This window comes from Paenibacillus sp. JT31N17 (assembly GCF_056269255.1).
In genome coordinates, this window is the sequence record NZ_JBWDNP010000001.1 from 55,189 (window position 1) to 73,023 (window position 17,835).

A 17,835-nucleotide genomic window follows, 5' to 3' on the forward strand; every position below is an offset into this window, starting at 1 on the left:
AAAACACTGAGGTGATTTCATGGATCGGATAGCCGTTATTTCGGATATTCACGGGAATATCCCTGCATTGGACGCGGTGGTAGCGGATATTCATAAACGGGGGATCTCAACCATTTATTGTCTGGGCGATCTGGTTGGCAAAGGTCCAAGCGGGGATAAGGCAGTTGACCGCGTCAGAGAGGTCTGTACGATCGTGGTCAGAGGAAATTGGGATGAGAATATGGCTAAAGACAGCGAATACCCCACAATCATCTGGCATCAGAACAATCTGGGCCCGGGGCGGCTGGATTACCTCCGGAGTCTGCCGATGATCCTTGAGTTTGAAATGAGCGGCAGACATATCAGACTGTTCCATGCCTCACCCCGCAGTGTGCATGAGCGGATTCAGCCGTGGGATACCCATGAGTCGAGACTGTCCTTATTCCGGCATTCCGAATATTGCGAGTATGCGGGCGATGCGGATGTTATTGGATATGGCGATGTTCATAATGCATATGTGCAGAATTTCGAAGGAAAAACATTGTTTAATGCGGGAAGCGTGGGCAATCCCCTGGAGATTAACCAGGCTTCTTATGCGATATTGGAGGGGCAGCTGCATTGTGCGGAGCTGTCCCCTTTTGGCATCCAGCTGGTGAGAGTGCCGTATGATATTGAACTTGCGATCCGGCAGGCGGTTGAGGCGGAGATGCCCGAATTGGAGTCTTATTCGCTGGAGCTCAGAACGGCTGTATACCGGGGCAGACAGAAGAGATGAATGGAGAAAAAGGAGAATAAACGATCTGGCTAAGGCAGGAGGAGGAATCCACGTGAATGTGCTCGCTGTCGGGTGTCACCCGGATGATCTGGAAATCGGCTGCGGCGGAACATTGGCAAAGCTTGCTTCACAGGGGCATGGAATTACGATGGTGCATGTGGCGAATGGCGACAAAGGGCATAAAGTCATTGCGCCTGCGGATTTGATCAAGATTCGCGAGCAGGAAGCCAGGAATGCGGGGGCCCTGATCGGCGCTCAGGTCATCAGCCTGGATAAGCCCGATTTGACGGTCAAGTCGGATGAGGCCGATCTGATTTGGCGGCTGGCCGGGGTGATCCGCAAGGTGAAGCCCGATTATATCATCACGCACCCGCCCGAGGATTATATGAAGGATCATATGGAGGTATCCAGGGCGGTGTTTGATGCCAGCTTCGCAGCAACCGTGCCCCATTATACAGTTGAAAACGGATTGCCCGCACATGAAAAAGTTGCCCCGATTTTCTATATGGATACGCTTGCGGGCGTAGGCTTTCTGCCGACCGAATATGTGGATATATCGGATTTCATTGATGTTAAAATTCAAATGAACGACTGTCATCAGAGCCAGATCAAATGGCTGTATGAGCATGACGGCATCGATTTTCTGGATTTTGTCCGGACCGTTTCCAAATTTCGCGGATTGCAGTGCGGCAAAGCGTACGCGGAAGGCTTTCAGCAGTGCCAGGCATGGCCGCGTCTGACAACGGAGCGGCTTCTCCCTTAACGGTTAATAGAAGAACAGGAGCGTGACGGCGATGAATTTTATGCGAACGCTGAAGGATTCCATGCTGGAAGGCTTCTATCCTGGGGGCTGGGATATGGACAGAATCGACCAATGCTGCGCGAACAGCCCGGAAAGCATTCAGGAGCCTCAAGCCTTTTGGCATGCGGACTTTCAGCCGGTTTCCTGTGAAGAGGTGCAGGAGCTGGATGTGAAGATGGGCCATGAAATCGCCCGGGAAATCCGGATAAGCAAAGAAGCGGGCCGCAAGCTGGCGATCATACTGCCGGCTGGACCGATGGGGATGTATAAATGGGCGGTCTATTTTCTGAAAGAGTGGCAGGTGGATTGCTCGCATGTCCACGGCTTTAACATGGATGAATGGAGCGACGGGGATGGACGCACGCTGCCGCCGGAGAATAAAGGATCTTTTCAATATGCGATGGAGCAGGCATTCTACGGGCCGCTTGGCGAGCTGACGGTTCCGGTAAAGCAGCGAAATTTTGCTACTGCGGACAGCTTGCCGGCTTATGCATCCAGGATAGAGAGGCTGAAGAAGGATGGAGCCGAGCTTATTACCGTCTTCGGGATCGGCCGCATGCTGCATATTGCTTTCTGGGAGCCGCATTTCGCTGCGGAATTCAGCACAGAACAGCAGTGGCGGGAAGAGACGCACCGGCTTGGCGCGAAGCTCCACCCTCTGACGATTGAACAAAATGCCATCACCAGCTTCAAAAGCCGCACAACGCTGGTGCCCTGCCGCGCTAATACCATTGGACCAGGATTGTTTCTCCAATCCGACAGGGTCATCGGCGGCTGCGACGGCGCTCTGGGGCGCGGCATGCAGTGGCAGGGGCTTTCGCTCTGGACAACGCTGCGCTACGGCCCCGACATGTGGCTGCCTTCCACCTATATGCCGACACTTCCGGGAAAATTGTTTTTCCTCAGGGAACTCGCAGGTCCGCTTGATGCGGAAATTAATTGAGATCCGGCTTGAGGAGTGGGCCCGGCTTTGCTTGGCTCCATACATCTGCAGAGCTGATCGGGATTCGCTGCGGCGTTATCCGGTTTTAGCTTTGTTGTTTGGCGCCATGAAATGAATTTTTATGGAACAGCTTCCGGACAAAGGGGGCCGCATAATAATCGACACCAAGCCGGCCTCCATTGGCACCCGCAATCATAATAAGTCCGCCAAGCAGTATCAACCATGGATTTGTGCTGACCGTTCCGGCAAACATGAACATGAAATTCATCAGAAGGCCGAAGAACGCAGCCGCTGCTGTCAACGCGCCAACGATAAGTCCGAGACCGATCAACACCTCGCCAAGAGGAATAAGGATATTGATCAGCTTGACATTGGGCAGGGCGAAATGCTCCAGAAAGGCAGTAAAATTCGGGTAGACGAGTTCTCCGCCCTGATCTGTTACCGGCTTGCTGATTGCGCCCGTCAAGAATCCCTTGGCGTCGAAGCCGTCCATCAGCTTATGGTATCCGGCTGTCAGCCATTCCCAGCCGACATAAAGGCGAAGCAGCAGCAGAAGCCCGGCGGCATAAACGTTTTCTCTTAAAAATGTATGGATCATCTTCAATCATCCCTCTCCCTGTCTATGTTTCACATTCTGTACAGCCCGGCAGAACAGTACGCTTCCAAGCGGCTCGGATCTAATCCATGCAGCCATTTTCACATGAAATACTCCCAAGCTTCTCTTGGCGCCTTCATGTCAGGTCGTGTCTTCATCATAGAGGAAACGGCCAGCTCCCGTAATCGGGGGATGACCCTATTTATGGGAGGGGAATTCCCCGAACCTTCTTCGTCCTGGAATTCAGGGAGTTCCCCTACTTACAAACAAGGACTCCTTGTTTACAATGTAGAGTAGCTGACAAACGGACTATGAACGCCGTTATAGGAGGAGGGACTGCATGATGACTCATCCGGCAGATATTGAGATCAGGCGCGAATTGAACAGGCTGTGCACCCGCATGTCTGGCGATTTTGCCGCGCTGGCGGTGCTGCTGCCCGGTGTCCGGCAGATGAAGTGGCAGTATCTATGGGGGAGCCGGAGCGTGCGGACTTGTCGGTTGACGGTGGCTCCCGGCGTCGGTCTGGCAGGTATGGTACTCCGCCACGGAACCACCTGCCGGATTGACGGTTCTTCAGGGGGAATGAAGGCCGCTGAATGCCCTGTCATGCTCGCGGAGAAGCTGACCGCAGCCATTGCTTTTGCACTCCCGCCTGTGCGGCAAAGGATTCCCGGGGGCGTTCTGTTAGTTGGAAGAAGAACCGGCCGACCGTTTGGAGTCCTTGAAATCGGGGAGGCAGCGGCACTGCTGCCGAATATTCATCAGCTGCTGCAGAGCAGCCGCAGTGAAGAACAGACCAGCGAGGTTTATCCCGACCCCTATTAAGAGAATATATTGCCGAAGCGGCTGGAGGTGCCTATGATCAAAATCATCATTGTCGACGATCATGTGATGGTTCGTTCGGGGCTGCGCATGCTGCTCAGCGGTAAAGACGATATAGAAGTGATCGGAGAGGCCTCAGAGGGAGATGAAGGAATCTGCAAGGCGGTGGAGCTGCGCCCTGATGTGGTGCTGATGGATTTGAGCATGCCAAGCGGCAAGGACGGTCTGACCTCGGCCGCAGAGTTGAAGTCCAGGCTGCCTGATACCGCGATCCTTATTCTCACCATGCATGACGACGACGAATATTTGTTCCGCGCCATTCATGCCGGAGCATCGGGTTATGTGCTTAAGAGCGCGCCCCATGAAGAGCTGCTTGGCGCAATCCGCGCCGTTTCCAAGGGAGACGCTTACCTGTACCCGACCGCGACCAAGCGGCTGATGAAAGAGTATATGGATCGGATGAACCGCGGAGAGAGCATGGACCAATTCGATACGCTGACGGAACGGGAGCGGGAAGTGCTGGCGCTGACCGCGAAGGGCTATGCCAATAAAGATATCGCCGAGCAGCTGTTCATCAGCGTAAAAACAGTAGAAACGCATAAAAGCAATGTGATGGAAAAGCTGGGGTTCAAATCCCGGCCCGAGCTGGTCAAATATGCGTTGAAGAAAGGACTGTTGAGCTTTGAGTGATCAGCCAAAAAGCCATGAGTCCGAAATGATTGGTCAGCATGTGGAGGCATTGCTGTCCAGCCTCGATCATGTGATCCGGGACGAGCAAAGCCGCGGCGCTATCAAGCAATCGCTCAAGCAGCTGGCCGATGTCAAATTTGCTCTTGATGAGTCCTCTATCGTTGCTTTGACCGACCACCGTGGACGCATCCAGTACGTGAACAAGAAATTTTGTGAAATCTCGCAATATGAGCGGGAAGAGCTGATCGGACGTGATCATCGGATCATTAATTCGGGGTATCATGATAAAGCGTTTATGCAGGAATTGTGGCAGACGATCAGCTCCGGCCGGGTATGGTTTGGAGAAATCCGCAACCGTGCGAAGGACGCCAGCTATTATTGGGTAAGCACGACCATCGTTCCGTTCGTGGATGAAGAGGGCCGGCCTTATCAATTTCTGGCCATCCGCAATGAAGTAACAAGGCTCAAGAAGGTGGAGCAGGAGCTTCAGGAAATGATTGCGAATGTGATCCGAATTCAGGAGGATGAGCGGCGCCGGTTTTCCCGGGAGCTTCATGATGGAATCGGTCAAAGCCTGTTCTCCCTGCAAATCCAGCTTGACCGTTATATTTCCGGTCAAGAAAAGGGACAAGATGAACTTCAGGGCATCCGAGAAATGGTTTCCGGTCTTATGGCGGATGTCCGCGGTCTGGCCTGGAAGCTTCGTCCTTCGGTGCTGGATGATCTCGGCGTGGTGCCGGCGATTCGAACCTATATCGAGAATTATTCCTCGCATTACGGCATCGATGTAAAGTTTACCTGCAATCTCCGTAAAAGGCTTGATATACAGGCAGAAACAGCGGTCTACCGGATCGTTCAGGAAGCGCTGACCAATATCGCCAAGCATGCCGACGCGGCTGAAGCCGAAGTGTCGATGCTTGAGACCGATGCCGGAATCACCGTGCAAATCAGCGATAAAGGTCATGGCTTCGATACGAAGTCTCACACCAAGGGCGTGGGATTGTTCAGCATGGAAGAGCGTGCACGTATCGCAGGGGGCCAGGTTCAGCTCGCAACGGAACAGGGTCTCGGCACAACGGTGACACTAATATTGAAGCGTGAACAAACGCAGTTCGATAACGGCAGCTCTGCAGAGGAAGGTTTCAGGGACTGAGACTTATATTGTCTATTTTGTCAAGGCTAATCTGCTCAGCAAATTCTCATCAATCTCTCATAATTGCAGGGAAATGCAGGTGGTGAAAGGGTTTTCTTAACCAATGGGAAATGGTGGTTGTTTAAAGTTGTGTTATGGTGGTATCAGGTGATCGCCAAATCCAACTTTCCTATTGGGAGGGAGACATGGACAACATGAAAAAAAACCACATGGTCAAAATGATCGCAGGAATCGGCTTCAGTCTCACGGTTGCCTTTTCCGGCAGCATACTAATCACACCCCAGTCAGCTCAAGCGGCTGTTTCCTCCAGCGCCTCAACTGCGGACAACGTGATTGCAACAGGAAAGCAGTTTCTGGGCGTTCCTTATAAGTTTGGGGCAAAATCGGGAATAACCAGTTCATTTGATTGTTCCTCTTTTGTCCAATATGTATTCAAGCAAAATGGGATCGATCTTCCCCGTTCCTCGCGCGAGCAGTCGAAGGCTGGAACCAAAGTAGCCAAAAGCGATCTGCAGCCCGGCGATTTGGTATTCTCCGATACGAACGGGGACGGAACGATTAATCATGTCTCGATTTTTATGGGTGACGGACAATTGCTCCACACTTACCGGGTCGGCATAGGCGTTACAATTTCCGATTTTGCGGGAAGCACGTGGGATCATGATTTTGTTACGGCACGTCGTGTCATTTCGGAAGATCAGGCATCACAGCCTGCTGCGAATGTTCCGGCAGATCAGCAATCGGATGATCAGTCAACTCAGCCTGCAGACGATAGCTCACAGCCTGTGGTTAAAGCTCCGACGGATCAGCAAACGGGCAATCAGTCATCTCATTGGGAACATAACGAAGGATGGAAATCCGGTAACCGGTACGGAGACCGCCACGAGGACTAATACAACTTTGTATTTCTTCGAACAAAGCTGCCTTCATGGCGGCTTTTTTGCCGTGTTATACCGGCTGCAGGTTCAGTATGGCGGATGTTTTGAAAATTTAATATTATTTCATTACTCTACGAAGCAGAAGGATGTGTTATTATAGAATTCAGCCGTTTTTACAATAAATGATAGCCAATATAAGAAAGGAAGATACTAACCTTTTTACCAACATCCAGTAGCAGTAAGGAGAAGCAGCAGCAATGACAACAGAAAAAAAGAAACAAAATTCAATACGCTTTGCCTTGATTTTAGGCGCGTTTTCAGCGCTTGGTCCGCTTACGATCGATATGTATTTGCCCTCATTCCCTGAGATTGCAGCTGATTTTGGAACAAAAGCATCGCTGGTTCAGTTGAGCCTGACCGCATGTCTGGTCGGATTAGGTTTGGGACAGCTCATTATGGGCCCTCTGAGCGATGTTCATGGAAGACGCAAGCCTTTATTGATTTCACTTGTTTTCTATTTAATCGCTTCGTTTGTTTGTGCGGTCGCCCCGAATATAATTTTCTTCATTGCGGCCCGGTTTATACAGGGCTTTGCAGCCTCGGCCGGCATTGTCATTTCCCGTGCCGTCGTGCGGGATCATTACAGCGGCCGTGAATTGACCAAGTTTTTCTCCATACTGATGCTGGTGAACAATGTGTTCCCGCTTATTGCTCCTGTAGCAGGCAGCGGCGTCATCTCCTTTACATCGTGGAATGGCGTGTTTGTTACACTTGGCATCGTGGGGATTCTTCTGGTTGTCACGGCTGCCTGGAAGCTGGAGGAAAGCCTGCCGGTAGACAAACGTGTACCCGGTGGACTTGGCGAGCTGTTCAAAAATTTCCAGGTCCTGCTGAGGGACAGGCAGTTCATGGGATATGCGCTTGCGCAGGGCATTATGATCGGCGGAATTTTCGCCTACGTATCCGGCACGCCGTTTATTTATCAGAACATCTACGGAGCATCTCCACAGCTGTTTGCCCTGTTATTCGGAACCAATGGGATCAGCCTGATCCTAGGCTCCCAGGTGGTTGGCCGTTTGGCCCATCGGGTATCGGAGAGCCGCTTCCTGACGATCGGGCTGCTGCTCGCGGGGACGACCAGTATCGGGGTTCTGCTCGTTATTCTCTTGAAGGGGCCGTTGTTTGCGCTGGTTGCGCTGCTGTTCATATTTGTCGCGTCAATCGGCATCACATCGACGGCTTCCTTCTCGCTGGCGATGGAGACGCAGAGTCATATCGCGGGGAGCGCATCGGCCCTGCTTGGATTGTTCCCGTTCGTAATTGGCGCCATCGTTTCCCCGCTTGTCGGGATGGCGGGCGAGTACACGGCTGTTCCAATGGGCGTTATTCTGCTGTCGACCAGCTTCCTGGCCTTGCTTGCTTACTTTGGACTCGTTAGAGTGCCGAAGACAAGGCTTGCTTGAGCATCAGCGTTCAGCCAGCATGCAAAAAAGCCTGCACCCTTTCGCTCTGCGGTGCAGGCTTTTTTGTCAGGACTGCCGACTGTCTGTGGCGAGTTGGTGACTTGCAGGTTTTACCTTTGCGGCCTCATTAAGACTGCCGGTCTTCGATCGGGATGGTGATTTCCACGCTTGTTCCCCATCCGTCCTTGCTGAGGATGCGAAGGCCATGCTCTCTTCCATATGATAAAATCAACCGTTTGCTGCTGTTAGACAATCCGATATGACCGGAGCCGCTGCGGGAAGAAGCGTCCCCGCTGTGCACGGACAGCACTTCTGTGCCTTCAAGCCTATCCCGTACTTCTTTAAGGCGCTGCTTGGTCATCCCCCTGCCATTATCGATTACCCGAATCCATATGTTGGGGGATTTATGATGGATTTTAATCTTGATTGCGCATCTTCCCGTCTTCTCCTTAATTCCGTGATAAATACTGTTCTCGATCAAAGGCTGCAAAATCAGCTTCAGGATCGGCAGATATCTGGTATCGTCATCCACATCCCAAATAACCGAAAGCTTGTCTTTGTTTCTGATTTTCTGGATTTCCAGATAAATTTCCGTGTAGCGGATTTCCTCGTTTACAATAACCGTTTGCTTCGGGCTGCTCAAGGCGTATTTCAAAATATCGCTGAGATGCTCGATCATCTTGCTGGCGTCATTAGGTCCGCCGGACAGTCCAAGCGTCTTCCAGTTGATAATTTCCAGGGTATTGTAGAGAAAATGGGGATTGATCTGCGATTGCAGCGCCAGCAGCTCCATGTATTTCAGTTCGTAGCTTCGATTGGACAGCTGTGTTTTCAGAAAATCCTGCTCGATAAACGTTTTGATAAAATTTTGCAAAATAAAGCCGTATTCATCCGAAACCTTATTCAACTGTATCGGCAAAGGCCGGTCATGCTTGGCTGCTGAAATAATCGACACAATGTTCTTTAAGTTATTGTAATTGCGTTTGGTCAAAATATAGGTGATGGCAATCCCGATCAGAAATGAGGCAATCAGCAGAATGAAAGTAACCTGCCGCAGCAGCGTAGGCACGCGGTACAAGACATCCTGCGGAATAAGCAGGATATAATGAAGCTCATGCTGCTCGGACTGAATATGGGATACCGCATAGTTTTGAGTGCTTGTCCGAAGCGGCAGCTGGTCCGCAGGGGAAGCGCTTATCTGCTGCAGATCGGTCGCAGATAAATCCGGTGTCCGGTTGCTGTGAAAAAGAATCCGGTCCTGCTGGTCGGCAATGAGCAGCGTTTGCTCCTTGGAAGGAGCCAGATCCTGCAGCAGGCTGTCGATATAGGCCGGTGATATATTCAATACCAGAATACCGGTCGCCTGCTTCGAGCCTGGTGTATACAGCTTGCGGTAAATGGTGACGATCCTGTTCTTCCCGAGGCCGAACCGGTCGATATCGCGTTCTTCGATCCACGTATCGTCGCTATTTCCCGCCTGATAGGAGCGGAACCAATCGGTATCGTAGAAATTGCCGATCGTGGCGAGCCCCTCGGTCGAGGTGAGCACCCGTCCGGCGGGGTTGTCGTAATAGACATAAATCGAATCGATATAAGGGCGCGCATTAGCCGGAGAGCTCAGGAAATTGATGAATAATTCCAGCTGCAGAACCTGTTCGTACTCCAGACGGGCTGCGTTCAGGATCGATTTAAGGCGCACGGAGATGTTGTGATTGGCCTGATAGCTTAAAGACAGCGTATCCATCTCATTGAGGATCAGTTCCAAAGAGTCTCTTGTTTGCGCCAGCAGACTCCAGTTTTTCTGGTTTACATCATTTTTGATGAAATGCTGGGTGATCAGTATCGAAAAAGCGCCAAAAATAAGAATAGGCACCATTAAAGGCACCAGAAAGAAAAGAAGATTTTTGAACATATATTTCTGCTTCCACATCGTAGGCTTCCTCTCTTACTGGCCGCTTCGAAATTGTCTCGGATTTCTTCCGTAGAAGGACTTGAACGCTTTGGAGAAGTTTTTGGGATTGCCGTAGCCCACCAGCTCGCTCACCTCATACGTCTTGTACCGGGGGTCCGACAAATACTGTGCAGCCTTCTCCATCTTCACGGAAAGAACATAATCGCTGAAGGACTGTCCGGTCTTCTTTTTGAAATAGGTGCTGATATAATACAGATTCATATGGACAATCCGGGAGACATCTTTTAATTGAACGGTCTGAAAATGCTCCTTTACATAGTCTTTCATTTTTCGGATCATGATATCGCTGTCCTGGTCATCCTCATGAACAGGTTCGGATTGCCGCTCCTGATCAAGCTCGATTTTTAATTTCTGGAACACCTGGGCCAGCTCCTGGTATTTGGTCGGCTTTACGATATAATCTCTGGCACCGTAAACCAGCGCCTCCTTGATGAGCTCGAATTCCTTGTGTCCGGTCAAAAATACGATCCGGGTCGGATCGCCTATCGCTTTCAGATCCTTCGCCAGCTCAAGTCCGGATTTGACCGGCATCTTAATGTCGCATAATATAACATCCACCGCATGGCCGCGGATAAAGTTGAGCGCTTCCAGTCCATTCTCCGCTTCACCCGCGACGTGGAATCCCAGCTCGTCCCATGGAAAATAGCTGCTGATGCCATGCCGGATTTCATATTCATCGTCCACGATAAGCAATTGATACATGTTCGGGTCTCCCTATCGTATTATGCAAGCGTTTTAATCTGATTATAGCATGGGAGGGAGAATGCTTTGCGGATTATCTATAGCTGGCATCCCTTTTCTTAAAATAACGCCCCTTTATGGGGAACGATTCCCAAAGCTTCTAAAACAAAGGGGTATAAACGCGAGTCCGGTGCATACCAAATCGCGCCATGAATTGATAAAGTGTCACTAAGAAAAAGTATATGCTGCTGATCAATCAAAAAAAAAAGAAAAGGGGTTGTAAGCAATATGATGAAAAAAGGGATGGCTTTACTGCTCGGCGTCTTTCTGCTTGGTTCGTTTGCGCTTGCCGGATGCGGCAATTCCGGTTCGTCAACCGGTAATGGGGGAGGCGAGCAGGAGAAGGTGACGCTTCGCTTCCTGTGGTGGGGCAGCGATGCCCGGCATGAGCAGACACTGGCCGCACTGGAGAAGTATATGGAGCTGAATCCGAATGTCAAAGTCGAGGCTGAATACAGCGGATACGAGGGCTATGAGCAGAAGCTGAAAACACAGCTGGCCGGCGGGACTGCGCCTGACCTCATTCAGGTGGATCAGCCCTGGATTTACGATTTTTCCACTCAGGATGACATGTTCGCAGATTTGAATACATTCAAGGATATTATCGACCTGTCCACCTTCGACGAGAAATTTCTGCAGGATTATTCGGTTCTGAACAATCAGCTGCAGGGCCTTCCGACGGGGTCGACCGGAATGATCATTTCCTACAACAAAAGCTTTTTTCAAAAATACAACATACCGGAAGACACACAATTCGATTGGGACAATCTGCTCGAAATCGGCAAGAGAGTCCACGATGAGAGCGGCGGTGCGGATGTGCTGCTGAATGCCGGGCCGAACACCTTCCTGGCCATGTTCAAATCCTATGTCAGGCAGAAAACAGGCAAGCAGTTTATTCAGGACGATTATACGCTGGGCTTCGATAAACCGCTAGCCGTCGAGGCGCTGGGATATTTGGAGAAATATCTTGACGCCGGCGTTGTTCAGCCTTTTGCGGAATCCGCCCCTTATCAGGACAATCTGGACAAGCATCCGAAATGGTTCAAGGGAGAGTTCGGGATGACGAAGAACTGGCCTTCAACCATTCCCTCACTGCAGGATGGGGTCGATTTCGAAGTGGGGGCGCTGCCTGAAATTATAATGAAAGGCGCGCTGACGACGGCGGTGGTCAATCGTCCATCACAGCTGCTCTCCATTGCGAAGAGCTCCAAGCATCAAGAGGAAGCGGCCAAATTGATGAATTGGCTGCTTAATGATAAAGATGCGGCCGTTATTCTCGGAGATGTACGAGGCGTACCGGCAAGCTCAGCCGCTCTGGATGCGCTGGAAGGCGCGGACAAGCTTGATTCGGTTATCGTGGATGCGACGGAGCTGGCACTGAAAACAAGCGGCGAGCCGGAGAACGGAATTACCAACAATGCCGAGCTGATCAAAATTGCCACCGACATCATGCAGAAGCTTGGTTATCACAAGAGCACACCGGAAGAAGCGGCCGACGAGATTATCAAGGAACTGACTGCCAAGCTGGAGGAAATCAAAAGTCATCAATAATTCACTGGACTCATCCATGAACGGGCAAAGGAGGGAACAGAGCTTGTGAATGAATCAGTATCCAATGCCTCTGCAGCGAATGCGAAGTTCAAGTCACCCAAAAAAAGCAGGAACCGCAGATGGAAGTATATGGGCTTTCTCTATATCGGCCCATGGCTGCTCGGGTTTGCTATTTTCGAATTATATCCGTTTATCTCATCCCTGCTGTATTCGTTTACGGATCTGAATATGTTCAAGAGTCCCAATTTCGTCGGTCTTCAAAATTACATCGAGATGTTTACCCGTGACAAGCTGTTTCTGCAATCGTTGAAGGTTACCTTTATCTATGCCGTCATCGCGGTCCCTTTGAAGCTTGCTTTCGCTCTCTTGATTGCCATTCTTCTGAACAGGAAGCTGAAAGGGATCAATTTCTTCCGTACCATTTATTATCTGCCGTCCATTATGGGAGGCAGCGCCGCGGTAGCTCTGCTCTGGAGATATCTCTTCTCCAGGGAAGGGCTGGTCAATCAGATGACGGGGAAGCTGAGCATCGCTCCGATCGATTGGCTGGGAAGTCCGGATATTGCCCTGTATACGATCAGCGCGCTGACAGTGTGGCAGTTCGGATCGTCCATGGTCCTGTTCCTCGCGGCGCTGAAGCAGGTGCCCGGCGAGCTATATGAAGCGGGGCGGATCGACGGGGCATCCCGGTCCCGGATGTTCGTCAGCATCACGTTTCCCCTCATTACGCCAATTATTTTCTTTAACCTCATTATGCAGATGGTGAACGCTTTCCAGGAGTTTACCGCGGCGATGGTGATTACAAGCGGCGGACCGCTGAATTCCACCTACCTGTACGGGCTGCTTATTTATGAGAACGGGTTCAAGTATTTTAAAATGGGCTACGCGTCGGCACAATCCTGGGTGCTGTTCGTCATTATAATGATTTTTACACTGGTTATTTTTAAATCCTCATCCAAATGGGTGTACTACGAAGATGGTGGCAAATGATGAAGAATCTGTCCAAAATCGGCGCTTACCTGGTATTGATCGTATTCGGCTTTATTATGATCTACCCGCTGCTCTGGATGGCGGCGGCTTCCTTCCGGTCCAATGCAGAGATTTATACTTCAATCGGATTAATTCCGAAGCGGGTGATCTGGGACGGTTTTGTGGAAGGCTGGAAGGGCTCCGGTCAATTCACGTTCGGAACGTTCTACGCCAATTCCTTTCTGCTGGTCGTTCCCACTGTCATCGGTACGGTCGTCTCAAGCGTTCTTGTCGCCTACGGATTCACACGGTTTCACTTTCCGCTGAAGAAGGTGCTGCTGGCAGTCATGATAGCAACATTGATGCTGCCCCATGCGGTGTTGATCATTCCGCGTTACCTGCTGTTCCGGAATTTCGGATGGCTGGACAGCTATTTGCCATTTGTCGTTCCGGCTTTCCTCGGCGGATATCCGTTCTTCATCTTTATGATGGTTCAATTTATACGCGGTCTGCCGAGCGAGCTGGATGAATCGGCGAAAATAGACGGCTGCAATTCCTTTACGATTCTGACCCGGATCCTGATGCCGCTGTGCAAGCCTGCGCTGTTCTCCGTCAGTATAATTCAATTCATCTGGCTGTGGAATGAATTTTTCAACACGCTGATCTATGTGAACAGCGTCAGCAAATTTACACTTCAACTGGCGCTGAGAATGTCAATCGACGCCACCTATGATATTCAATGGAATCAGATCATGGCGATGTCATTACTGACGATGCTGCCCTGCATGATTATCTTTTTCCTGGCGCAAAAGCATTTTGTAGAAGGAATTTCTACAACCGGATTGAAGGGTTAATAGAGTACTTTTATTTGCGGGGAGGAATATTTATATGCTGCATCCATTTATGGGAATCAAGAATTATGGCAAAGTAGGCATGTCGGTAGCGGAATCATCCCACAAATTGCATCGAATCGGCTATGTGGACCGCAGATTGATGAAGCTTGAGGCCGGGCATATGGTGGCGCGTCCCGAATATGAGGTGAAGGGGGCGCTCTCCCGCCTGATGTGGCAGGATGCCTCGCATTGCGATCAGCTGCGCAGCCGCTGCAAGCAGCTCCGAATGAGCTCGTCGGCCTTCGACAAGTCGCCGGACCCGAATCTGGAGCTGCTGATGGACGAGGTGCTGAAATCCGCGGATACGCTGCAGCTGATGAGAGCGTTGTTCGAGGTGGTGAAACCGGATCAAATCCGCTCTGCGCGGGCATATATGGCAAGCGCCCAGCCCATTGTCGATGAGCCGACGATTCATTTATTGAAGCATCAATTGATGGACCGGGAGGAGCAGTTGGAGTGGGGGAATGAGGCCGTGCGGCATTTCTCGGCCGAGTCCACTGAGAAAGCGGTGGCCGATGCCGACCGCTGGGTCGGATACCTTCGTAATTTGCTGGCTGCAGCCGGAGGCATTGACGGGGGTCTCGCCAAGGAGGAGCCCGATCCCGAGCTTGCGGTTGCCGCCCAGCCATTCGAGCTGCCTGCTTCCAGCACGCGCGACGGCCGGTTCCGCAGCGCAGTGAGCAAATTCAAGGAATTTCAGTTCGAGGACTCCGAGGCGGGCCGATTCGAAATGATGATGTTTACGCGCTTCTTCGAGATGTCTCCGGCGGAAGCGGTTGCCTGCGTCCACTTTCAATCCGAAGGCAAGCCCTGGGAGTTCTACCTCGATACCGCCAGGCATGCCTGGGACGAGGTCAGACATTCCTGGTTCGGCGAAGCGGCGCTGCGGGTCAAGGGCTATGATATTTACGACAAGCCGAACTGGACGGGCTGGCTGGACATGACGCTGCAGCTGTTCGAGCCGGACGAGGCCTATACGCATCTGACGATTGCCATCGAGAAAGCGGCGATGAAGTATCCGCCTGGCAAACGCGAGGAATGGGAATTTTGCCGCGACATTGCCCGGGATCCGCTCATGACGACCTTCCAGGATTTTGACTGGGCCGACGAAGTGGTGCATGCCGGGTTCGGACAGCGCTGGATCGTGAATGACGTGCATAAAGGGGATCTGAAGCAGGCGATGAGTTCCTCGGCAGAAACAGTCGAGAAGAGAGGGGCTTATATGGCGAAGTTCGACCATCAGGGAGCAGAGCCGAAAAGCCCGTATGCCGGCGGGTATTGAGAGGATAATTATTTCCGCAATGCTTGCCCTTTCAGATGCGGCTTTTACCTGGTTGTATAAGGTTGGACCCGCATATTTGCAGCCTTTCAACAGATTTTTATTTGCTTTTTCTAGCATTCGTGATAGTATAAAGCCAATTGCATAGGATGTATCACTAGGGGAGCCGAATGGCTGAGATTGAAGATGAATTCAAACCCTTTGCACCTGATCTGGGTAATACCAGCGTAGGGAAGTGGTCTCACGATTGGTCTATCGGCATATGAATAAGTATGCTATTGCCTAGTTGAACAGGGCCGCCTTCTTATCTGGAGGGCGGTCTTTTTTGTGTTTTTATCCATACCGTAGTCTGGGAGGGCGGTGATAGTTTGACGGCACTGGAATTACATGTAATTTCGGATGGCCGGCAGGATCTGGAAGCCTATGCGAAGACTGCCGGGAAGATTCATCCGTATGTGACTTCCTTTCATCTGCGGGAACCGGCGAGGAATGCTTCCGAGCTGTGGCAGGGGGTGCAAGCTCTGCTGGCCGAAGGCGTTCCGGCCGGGAAAATAATGATTAATGACCGTATCGATGTAGCATGGGCCGCCCGGCTGCAGGGCGCTCAGCTATCCTACCGCAGTCTGGGCGTACGGGAAGCCAGAATGGCTTTTCCCGGACTTCGTCTGGGCTGCTCCGTGCATGAATCAGAGGAGGCTGTCCTGGCCCGGCAGCAGGGGGCGGATTTCCTGATTTATGGCCATATATTCCCAACGGCTTCCAAGCCGGGGCAGGAGCCGAGAGGGATCGGCGCTTTGGCGCATATGGTCCGGAGCGCGGATATACCCGTAATCGCCATTGGCGGAATTAATCCGGAGCGCGTGCAGCAGGTCCGGGCAGCAGGAGCAGCGGGTGTAGCGGTGCTGTCGGGCATTATGCAGGCGGCGGATCCTCTGCGGGCCGCCTTGCAGTACGCCGAAGCTTTGAACAGACGAGGAGACGAATCAGATGACGAATACTTTTGATGCGATCATTGTGGGCGGCGGGGTGATTGGAAGCTCGGTCGCTTACCATATGGCGGCAAGAGGCATGAAGGTTGTGCTGCTGGAGCGTGACCGGCTTGCCGGGCAGGCCTCCAGTGCCGCTGCCGGCATGCTTGCCGCACAGGCGGAAATCAACGAAGCGGGGCCTTTATTCGACCTGGCCCTCCGCAGCCGCGCGCTCTTCCCCTCACTTGCCGCCCAGCTTCGAGAGCTCAGCGGAATTGATATCGGACTGGAGCGCAAGGGGCTGCTGCGCATCGCCACAACCGTCGCGCAGATGAACGAGCTTCAGCATGCGATCGGATTTCAGTGCAAAGCGGGGCAACAGGCAAGCTGGTTGACCGGTCATGAGGTTCGCAAGCTCGAGCCGGCGCTTGCCCCGGATATTCTGGGCGCCATGCTTGTTGAAGAGGACGGGCATGTGCTTGCCCCGGAGCTTTCCCTTGCTTTTGCCAAGGCGGCCGCGGCGCTGGGAGCGGATATACGGGAATATGCGGAGGTGCAATCGCTTGTTCTGGAGCAGGGCTCTGTATGCGGCGTCCGGACCCGGGACACAACCTTGTACGGCAGCCGCATCGTCATTGCCTCCGGCACCTGGAGCGGGCCGCTTATGGAGCAGGCTGGACTTTCAAGCCCTGTTTTCCCTGTTCAGGGAGAATGCTTCTCGGTGCTTACCCATGCGCCGCTGGTGCAGGCGACGATATTCAGCCATGATTGTTATCTTGTTCCCAAGAAGGGCGGACGGCTTATTGTCGGAGCCACAATGAGAGAGCATTCCTATGACCGCAAAGTCACGCTGGGGGGGATTGGCAAACTCCTCGAAGCCGCCAAGCTGCTGGTTCCGGATATTGTGCATGCGGAATGGGAGAAAGCCTGGTCGGGACTGCGGCCGCAGACTGCGGACGGTTTGCCTTTCCTGGGGGAGCATAAAGAGCTGCGTGGCTTGTACGTGGCGGCCGGCCACTATCGCAATGGCATACTGCTTAGTCCCATTACCGGGCAATTGGCCGCTGATTGGGCGGAGGGAAAAGCGGCAGAGGCCGATTATCTCGACGCTTTTCGATTGGACCGGCAGATGGACATGAAAGGAGCGATGAACCAGGATGAATTTGCACATTAACGGCGAGAACGTCGAAGTGCCCGGTACTTTAGCATCCGTGCACGACCTGCTCCGTCATTTCGGTTTGGAGGAGAAGGTAGTAATCGTAGAGTGGAACCAGAGCATTCTGGAAAAGTCCGCTCACCAGGATACCCGTCTGTCGGACGGAGACCGCATTGAGATTGTCCATTTTGTAGGAGGTGGCTGA

Annotated in this window: 18 protein-coding genes and 1 riboswitch; of the genes, 15 read left to right on the plus strand and 3 right to left on the minus strand. The window is 52.0% G+C overall.

Annotation, left to right across the window (positions count from 1 at the left end):
- The first annotated feature begins 19 nt into the window (after window positions 1-19).
- Genes AC0YOB_RS00245 through AC0YOB_RS00255 form a run of 3 tightly spaced genes read left to right on the plus strand, consistent with a single transcriptional unit; the run spans window position 20 to window position 2,499 of the window.
- On the plus strand, window positions 20-754 hold the full coding sequence (locus tag AC0YOB_RS00245; RefSeq protein WP_475791025.1) for a metallophosphoesterase family protein: 735 nt from the start codon (window positions 20-22) through the stop codon (window positions 752-754).
- A gap of 52 nt (window positions 755-806) precedes the next feature.
- Entirely contained in the window at window positions 807-1,517 is a 711-nt protein-coding gene (locus AC0YOB_RS00250) for a PIG-L deacetylase family protein (RefSeq protein WP_475791026.1), read from the plus strand.
- Between the two features lie 31 nt (window positions 1,518-1,548).
- Window positions 1,549-2,499: a sugar phosphate isomerase family gene (locus AC0YOB_RS00255; protein ID WP_475791027.1), complete on the plus strand. Its 951-nt coding sequence runs from the start codon at window positions 1,549-1,551 to the stop codon at window positions 2,497-2,499.
- Window positions 2,500-2,584: 85 nt separating this feature from the next.
- Here AC0YOB_RS00255 and AC0YOB_RS00260 read toward each other — a convergent pair whose 3' ends face one another.
- Window positions 2,585-3,097 (minus strand): DoxX family protein, encoded by a 513-nt coding sequence (locus AC0YOB_RS00260; protein ID WP_475791028.1) that lies wholly within the window; start codon window positions 3,095-3,097, stop codon window positions 2,585-2,587.
- A gap of 337 nt (window positions 3,098-3,434) precedes the next feature.
- Here AC0YOB_RS00260 and AC0YOB_RS00265 point away from each other — a divergent pair, with 337 nt between their 5' ends.
- The 5 genes from AC0YOB_RS00265 to AC0YOB_RS00285 all read left to right on the plus strand — a co-directional run bounded on the left by AC0YOB_RS00265 (window position 3,435) and on the right by AC0YOB_RS00285 (window position 8,101).
- Window positions 3,435-3,920, plus strand: coding sequence for a hypothetical protein (locus AC0YOB_RS00265; protein ID WP_475791029.1), 486 nt, complete (start codon window positions 3,435-3,437; stop codon window positions 3,918-3,920).
- 33 nt (window positions 3,921-3,953) lie between these two features.
- Window positions 3,954-4,607: a response regulator gene (locus AC0YOB_RS00270; protein WP_475791030.1), complete on the plus strand. Its 654-nt coding sequence runs from the start codon at window positions 3,954-3,956 to the stop codon at window positions 4,605-4,607.
- A 25-nt stretch (window positions 4,608-4,632) separates the two neighbouring features.
- Window positions 4,633-5,760 (plus strand): PAS domain-containing sensor histidine kinase, encoded by a 1,128-nt coding sequence (locus AC0YOB_RS00275; protein ID WP_475792270.1) that lies wholly within the window; start codon window positions 4,633-4,635, stop codon window positions 5,758-5,760.
- 185 nt (window positions 5,761-5,945) lie between these two features.
- A complete protein-coding gene (locus AC0YOB_RS00280) occupies window positions 5,946-6,653 on the plus strand; it encodes a C40 family peptidase (RefSeq protein ID WP_475791031.1) in 708 nt (235 codons plus the stop codon).
- Between the two features lie 242 nt (window positions 6,654-6,895).
- On the plus strand, window positions 6,896-8,101 hold the full coding sequence (locus AC0YOB_RS00285) for a multidrug effflux MFS transporter (protein WP_475791032.1): 1,206 nt from the start codon (window positions 6,896-6,898) through the stop codon (window positions 8,099-8,101).
- A gap of 127 nt (window positions 8,102-8,228) precedes the next feature.
- Here the strand turns inward: AC0YOB_RS00285 and AC0YOB_RS00290 are convergent, their stop codons facing one another.
- Both AC0YOB_RS00290 and AC0YOB_RS00295 read right to left on the minus strand, forming a co-directional pair.
- The gene (locus AC0YOB_RS00290; protein ID WP_475791033.1) at window positions 8,229-10,031 is read right to left on the minus strand and encodes a histidine kinase; all 1,803 of its coding nucleotides are present in this window, start codon (window positions 10,029-10,031) and stop codon (window positions 8,229-8,231) included.
- 15 nt (window positions 10,032-10,046) lie between these two features.
- Window positions 10,047-10,775: a response regulator transcription factor gene (locus tag AC0YOB_RS00295; protein WP_475791034.1), complete on the minus strand. Its 729-nt coding sequence runs from the start codon at window positions 10,773-10,775 to the stop codon at window positions 10,047-10,049.
- Between the two features lie 267 nt (window positions 10,776-11,042).
- Here AC0YOB_RS00295 and AC0YOB_RS00300 point away from each other — a divergent pair, with 267 nt between their 5' ends.
- The 7 genes from AC0YOB_RS00300 (at window position 11,043) to thiS (ending at window position 17,835) form a co-directional block, all read left to right on the plus strand.
- A complete protein-coding gene (locus AC0YOB_RS00300; RefSeq protein WP_475791035.1) occupies window positions 11,043-12,365 on the plus strand; it encodes an ABC transporter substrate-binding protein in 1,323 nt (440 codons plus the stop codon).
- Between the two features lie 45 nt (window positions 12,366-12,410).
- Window positions 12,411-13,355 (plus strand): carbohydrate ABC transporter permease, encoded by a 945-nt coding sequence (locus AC0YOB_RS00305; protein WP_475791036.1) that lies wholly within the window; start codon window positions 12,411-12,413, stop codon window positions 13,353-13,355.
- A complete protein-coding gene (locus AC0YOB_RS00310) occupies window positions 13,352-14,188 on the plus strand; it encodes a carbohydrate ABC transporter permease (protein ID WP_475791037.1) in 837 nt (278 codons plus the stop codon). Before AC0YOB_RS00305 ends, AC0YOB_RS00310 begins: the two co-directional genes overlap by 4 nt.
- 34 nt (window positions 14,189-14,222) lie before the next feature.
- Window positions 14,223-15,509, plus strand: coding sequence for a hypothetical protein (locus AC0YOB_RS00315; protein ID WP_475791038.1), 1,287 nt, complete (start codon window positions 14,223-14,225; stop codon window positions 15,507-15,509).
- Window positions 15,510-15,655: 146 nt separating this feature from the next.
- A riboswitch (TPP riboswitch) is annotated at window positions 15,656-15,757 on the plus strand.
- A 117-nt stretch (window positions 15,758-15,874) separates the two neighbouring features.
- Window positions 15,875-16,510, plus strand: coding sequence for a thiamine phosphate synthase (locus AC0YOB_RS00320; RefSeq protein WP_475791039.1), 636 nt, complete (start codon window positions 15,875-15,877; stop codon window positions 16,508-16,510).
- Window positions 16,494-17,648: a glycine oxidase ThiO gene (thiO, locus tag AC0YOB_RS00325; protein WP_475791040.1), complete on the plus strand. Its 1,155-nt coding sequence runs from the start codon at window positions 16,494-16,496 to the stop codon at window positions 17,646-17,648. The genes AC0YOB_RS00320 and thiO overlap by 17 nt, the downstream gene beginning before the upstream one ends.
- Complete coding sequence (thiS, locus tag AC0YOB_RS00330; RefSeq protein ID WP_210039620.1) at window positions 17,632-17,835, plus strand: sulfur carrier protein ThiS; 204 nt, start codon at window positions 17,632-17,634, stop codon at window positions 17,833-17,835. The genes thiO and thiS overlap by 17 nt, the downstream gene beginning before the upstream one ends.

What these genes read in the sequence shown, in the direction of transcription:
- AC0YOB_RS00245 (WP_475791025.1), top strand. Translation starts at nt 20, where the DNA reads ATGGATCGGATAGCCGTTATTTCGGATATTCACGGGAATATCCCTGCA.
- AC0YOB_RS00255 (WP_475791027.1), top strand. Translation starts at nt 1,549, where the DNA reads ATGAATTTTATGCGAACGCTGAAGGATTCCATGCTGGAAGGCTTCTAT.
- AC0YOB_RS00260 (WP_475791028.1), bottom strand. Translation starts at nt 3,097, where the DNA reads ATGATCCATACATTTTTAAGAGAAAACGTTTATGCCGCCGGGCTTCTG.
- AC0YOB_RS00265 (WP_475791029.1), top strand. Translation starts at nt 3,435, where the DNA reads ATGATGACTCATCCGGCAGATATTGAGATCAGGCGCGAATTGAACAGG.
- AC0YOB_RS00270 (WP_475791030.1), top strand. Translation starts at nt 3,954, where the DNA reads ATGATCAAAATCATCATTGTCGACGATCATGTGATGGTTCGTTCGGGG.
- AC0YOB_RS00275 (WP_475792270.1), top strand. Translation starts at nt 4,633, where the DNA reads ATGATTGGTCAGCATGTGGAGGCATTGCTGTCCAGCCTCGATCATGTG.
- AC0YOB_RS00280 (WP_475791031.1), top strand. Translation starts at nt 5,946, where the DNA reads ATGGACAACATGAAAAAAAACCACATGGTCAAAATGATCGCAGGAATC.
- AC0YOB_RS00285 (WP_475791032.1), top strand. Translation starts at nt 6,896, where the DNA reads ATGACAACAGAAAAAAAGAAACAAAATTCAATACGCTTTGCCTTGATT.
- AC0YOB_RS00290 (WP_475791033.1), bottom strand. Translation starts at nt 10,031, where the DNA reads ATGTGGAAGCAGAAATATATGTTCAAAAATCTTCTTTTCTTTCTGGTG.
- AC0YOB_RS00295 (WP_475791034.1), bottom strand. Translation starts at nt 10,775, where the DNA reads ATGTATCAATTGCTTATCGTGGACGATGAATATGAAATCCGGCATGGC.
- AC0YOB_RS00300 (WP_475791035.1), top strand. Translation starts at nt 11,043, where the DNA reads ATGATGAAAAAAGGGATGGCTTTACTGCTCGGCGTCTTTCTGCTTGGT.
- AC0YOB_RS00310 (WP_475791037.1), top strand. Translation starts at nt 13,352, where the DNA reads ATGATGAAGAATCTGTCCAAAATCGGCGCTTACCTGGTATTGATCGTA.
- AC0YOB_RS00315 (WP_475791038.1), top strand. Translation starts at nt 14,223, where the DNA reads ATGCTGCATCCATTTATGGGAATCAAGAATTATGGCAAAGTAGGCATG.
- thiO (WP_475791040.1), top strand. Translation starts at nt 16,494, where the DNA reads ATGACGAATACTTTTGATGCGATCATTGTGGGCGGCGGGGTGATTGGA.
- thiS (WP_210039620.1), top strand. Translation starts at nt 17,632, where the DNA reads ATGAATTTGCACATTAACGGCGAGAACGTCGAAGTGCCCGGTACTTTA.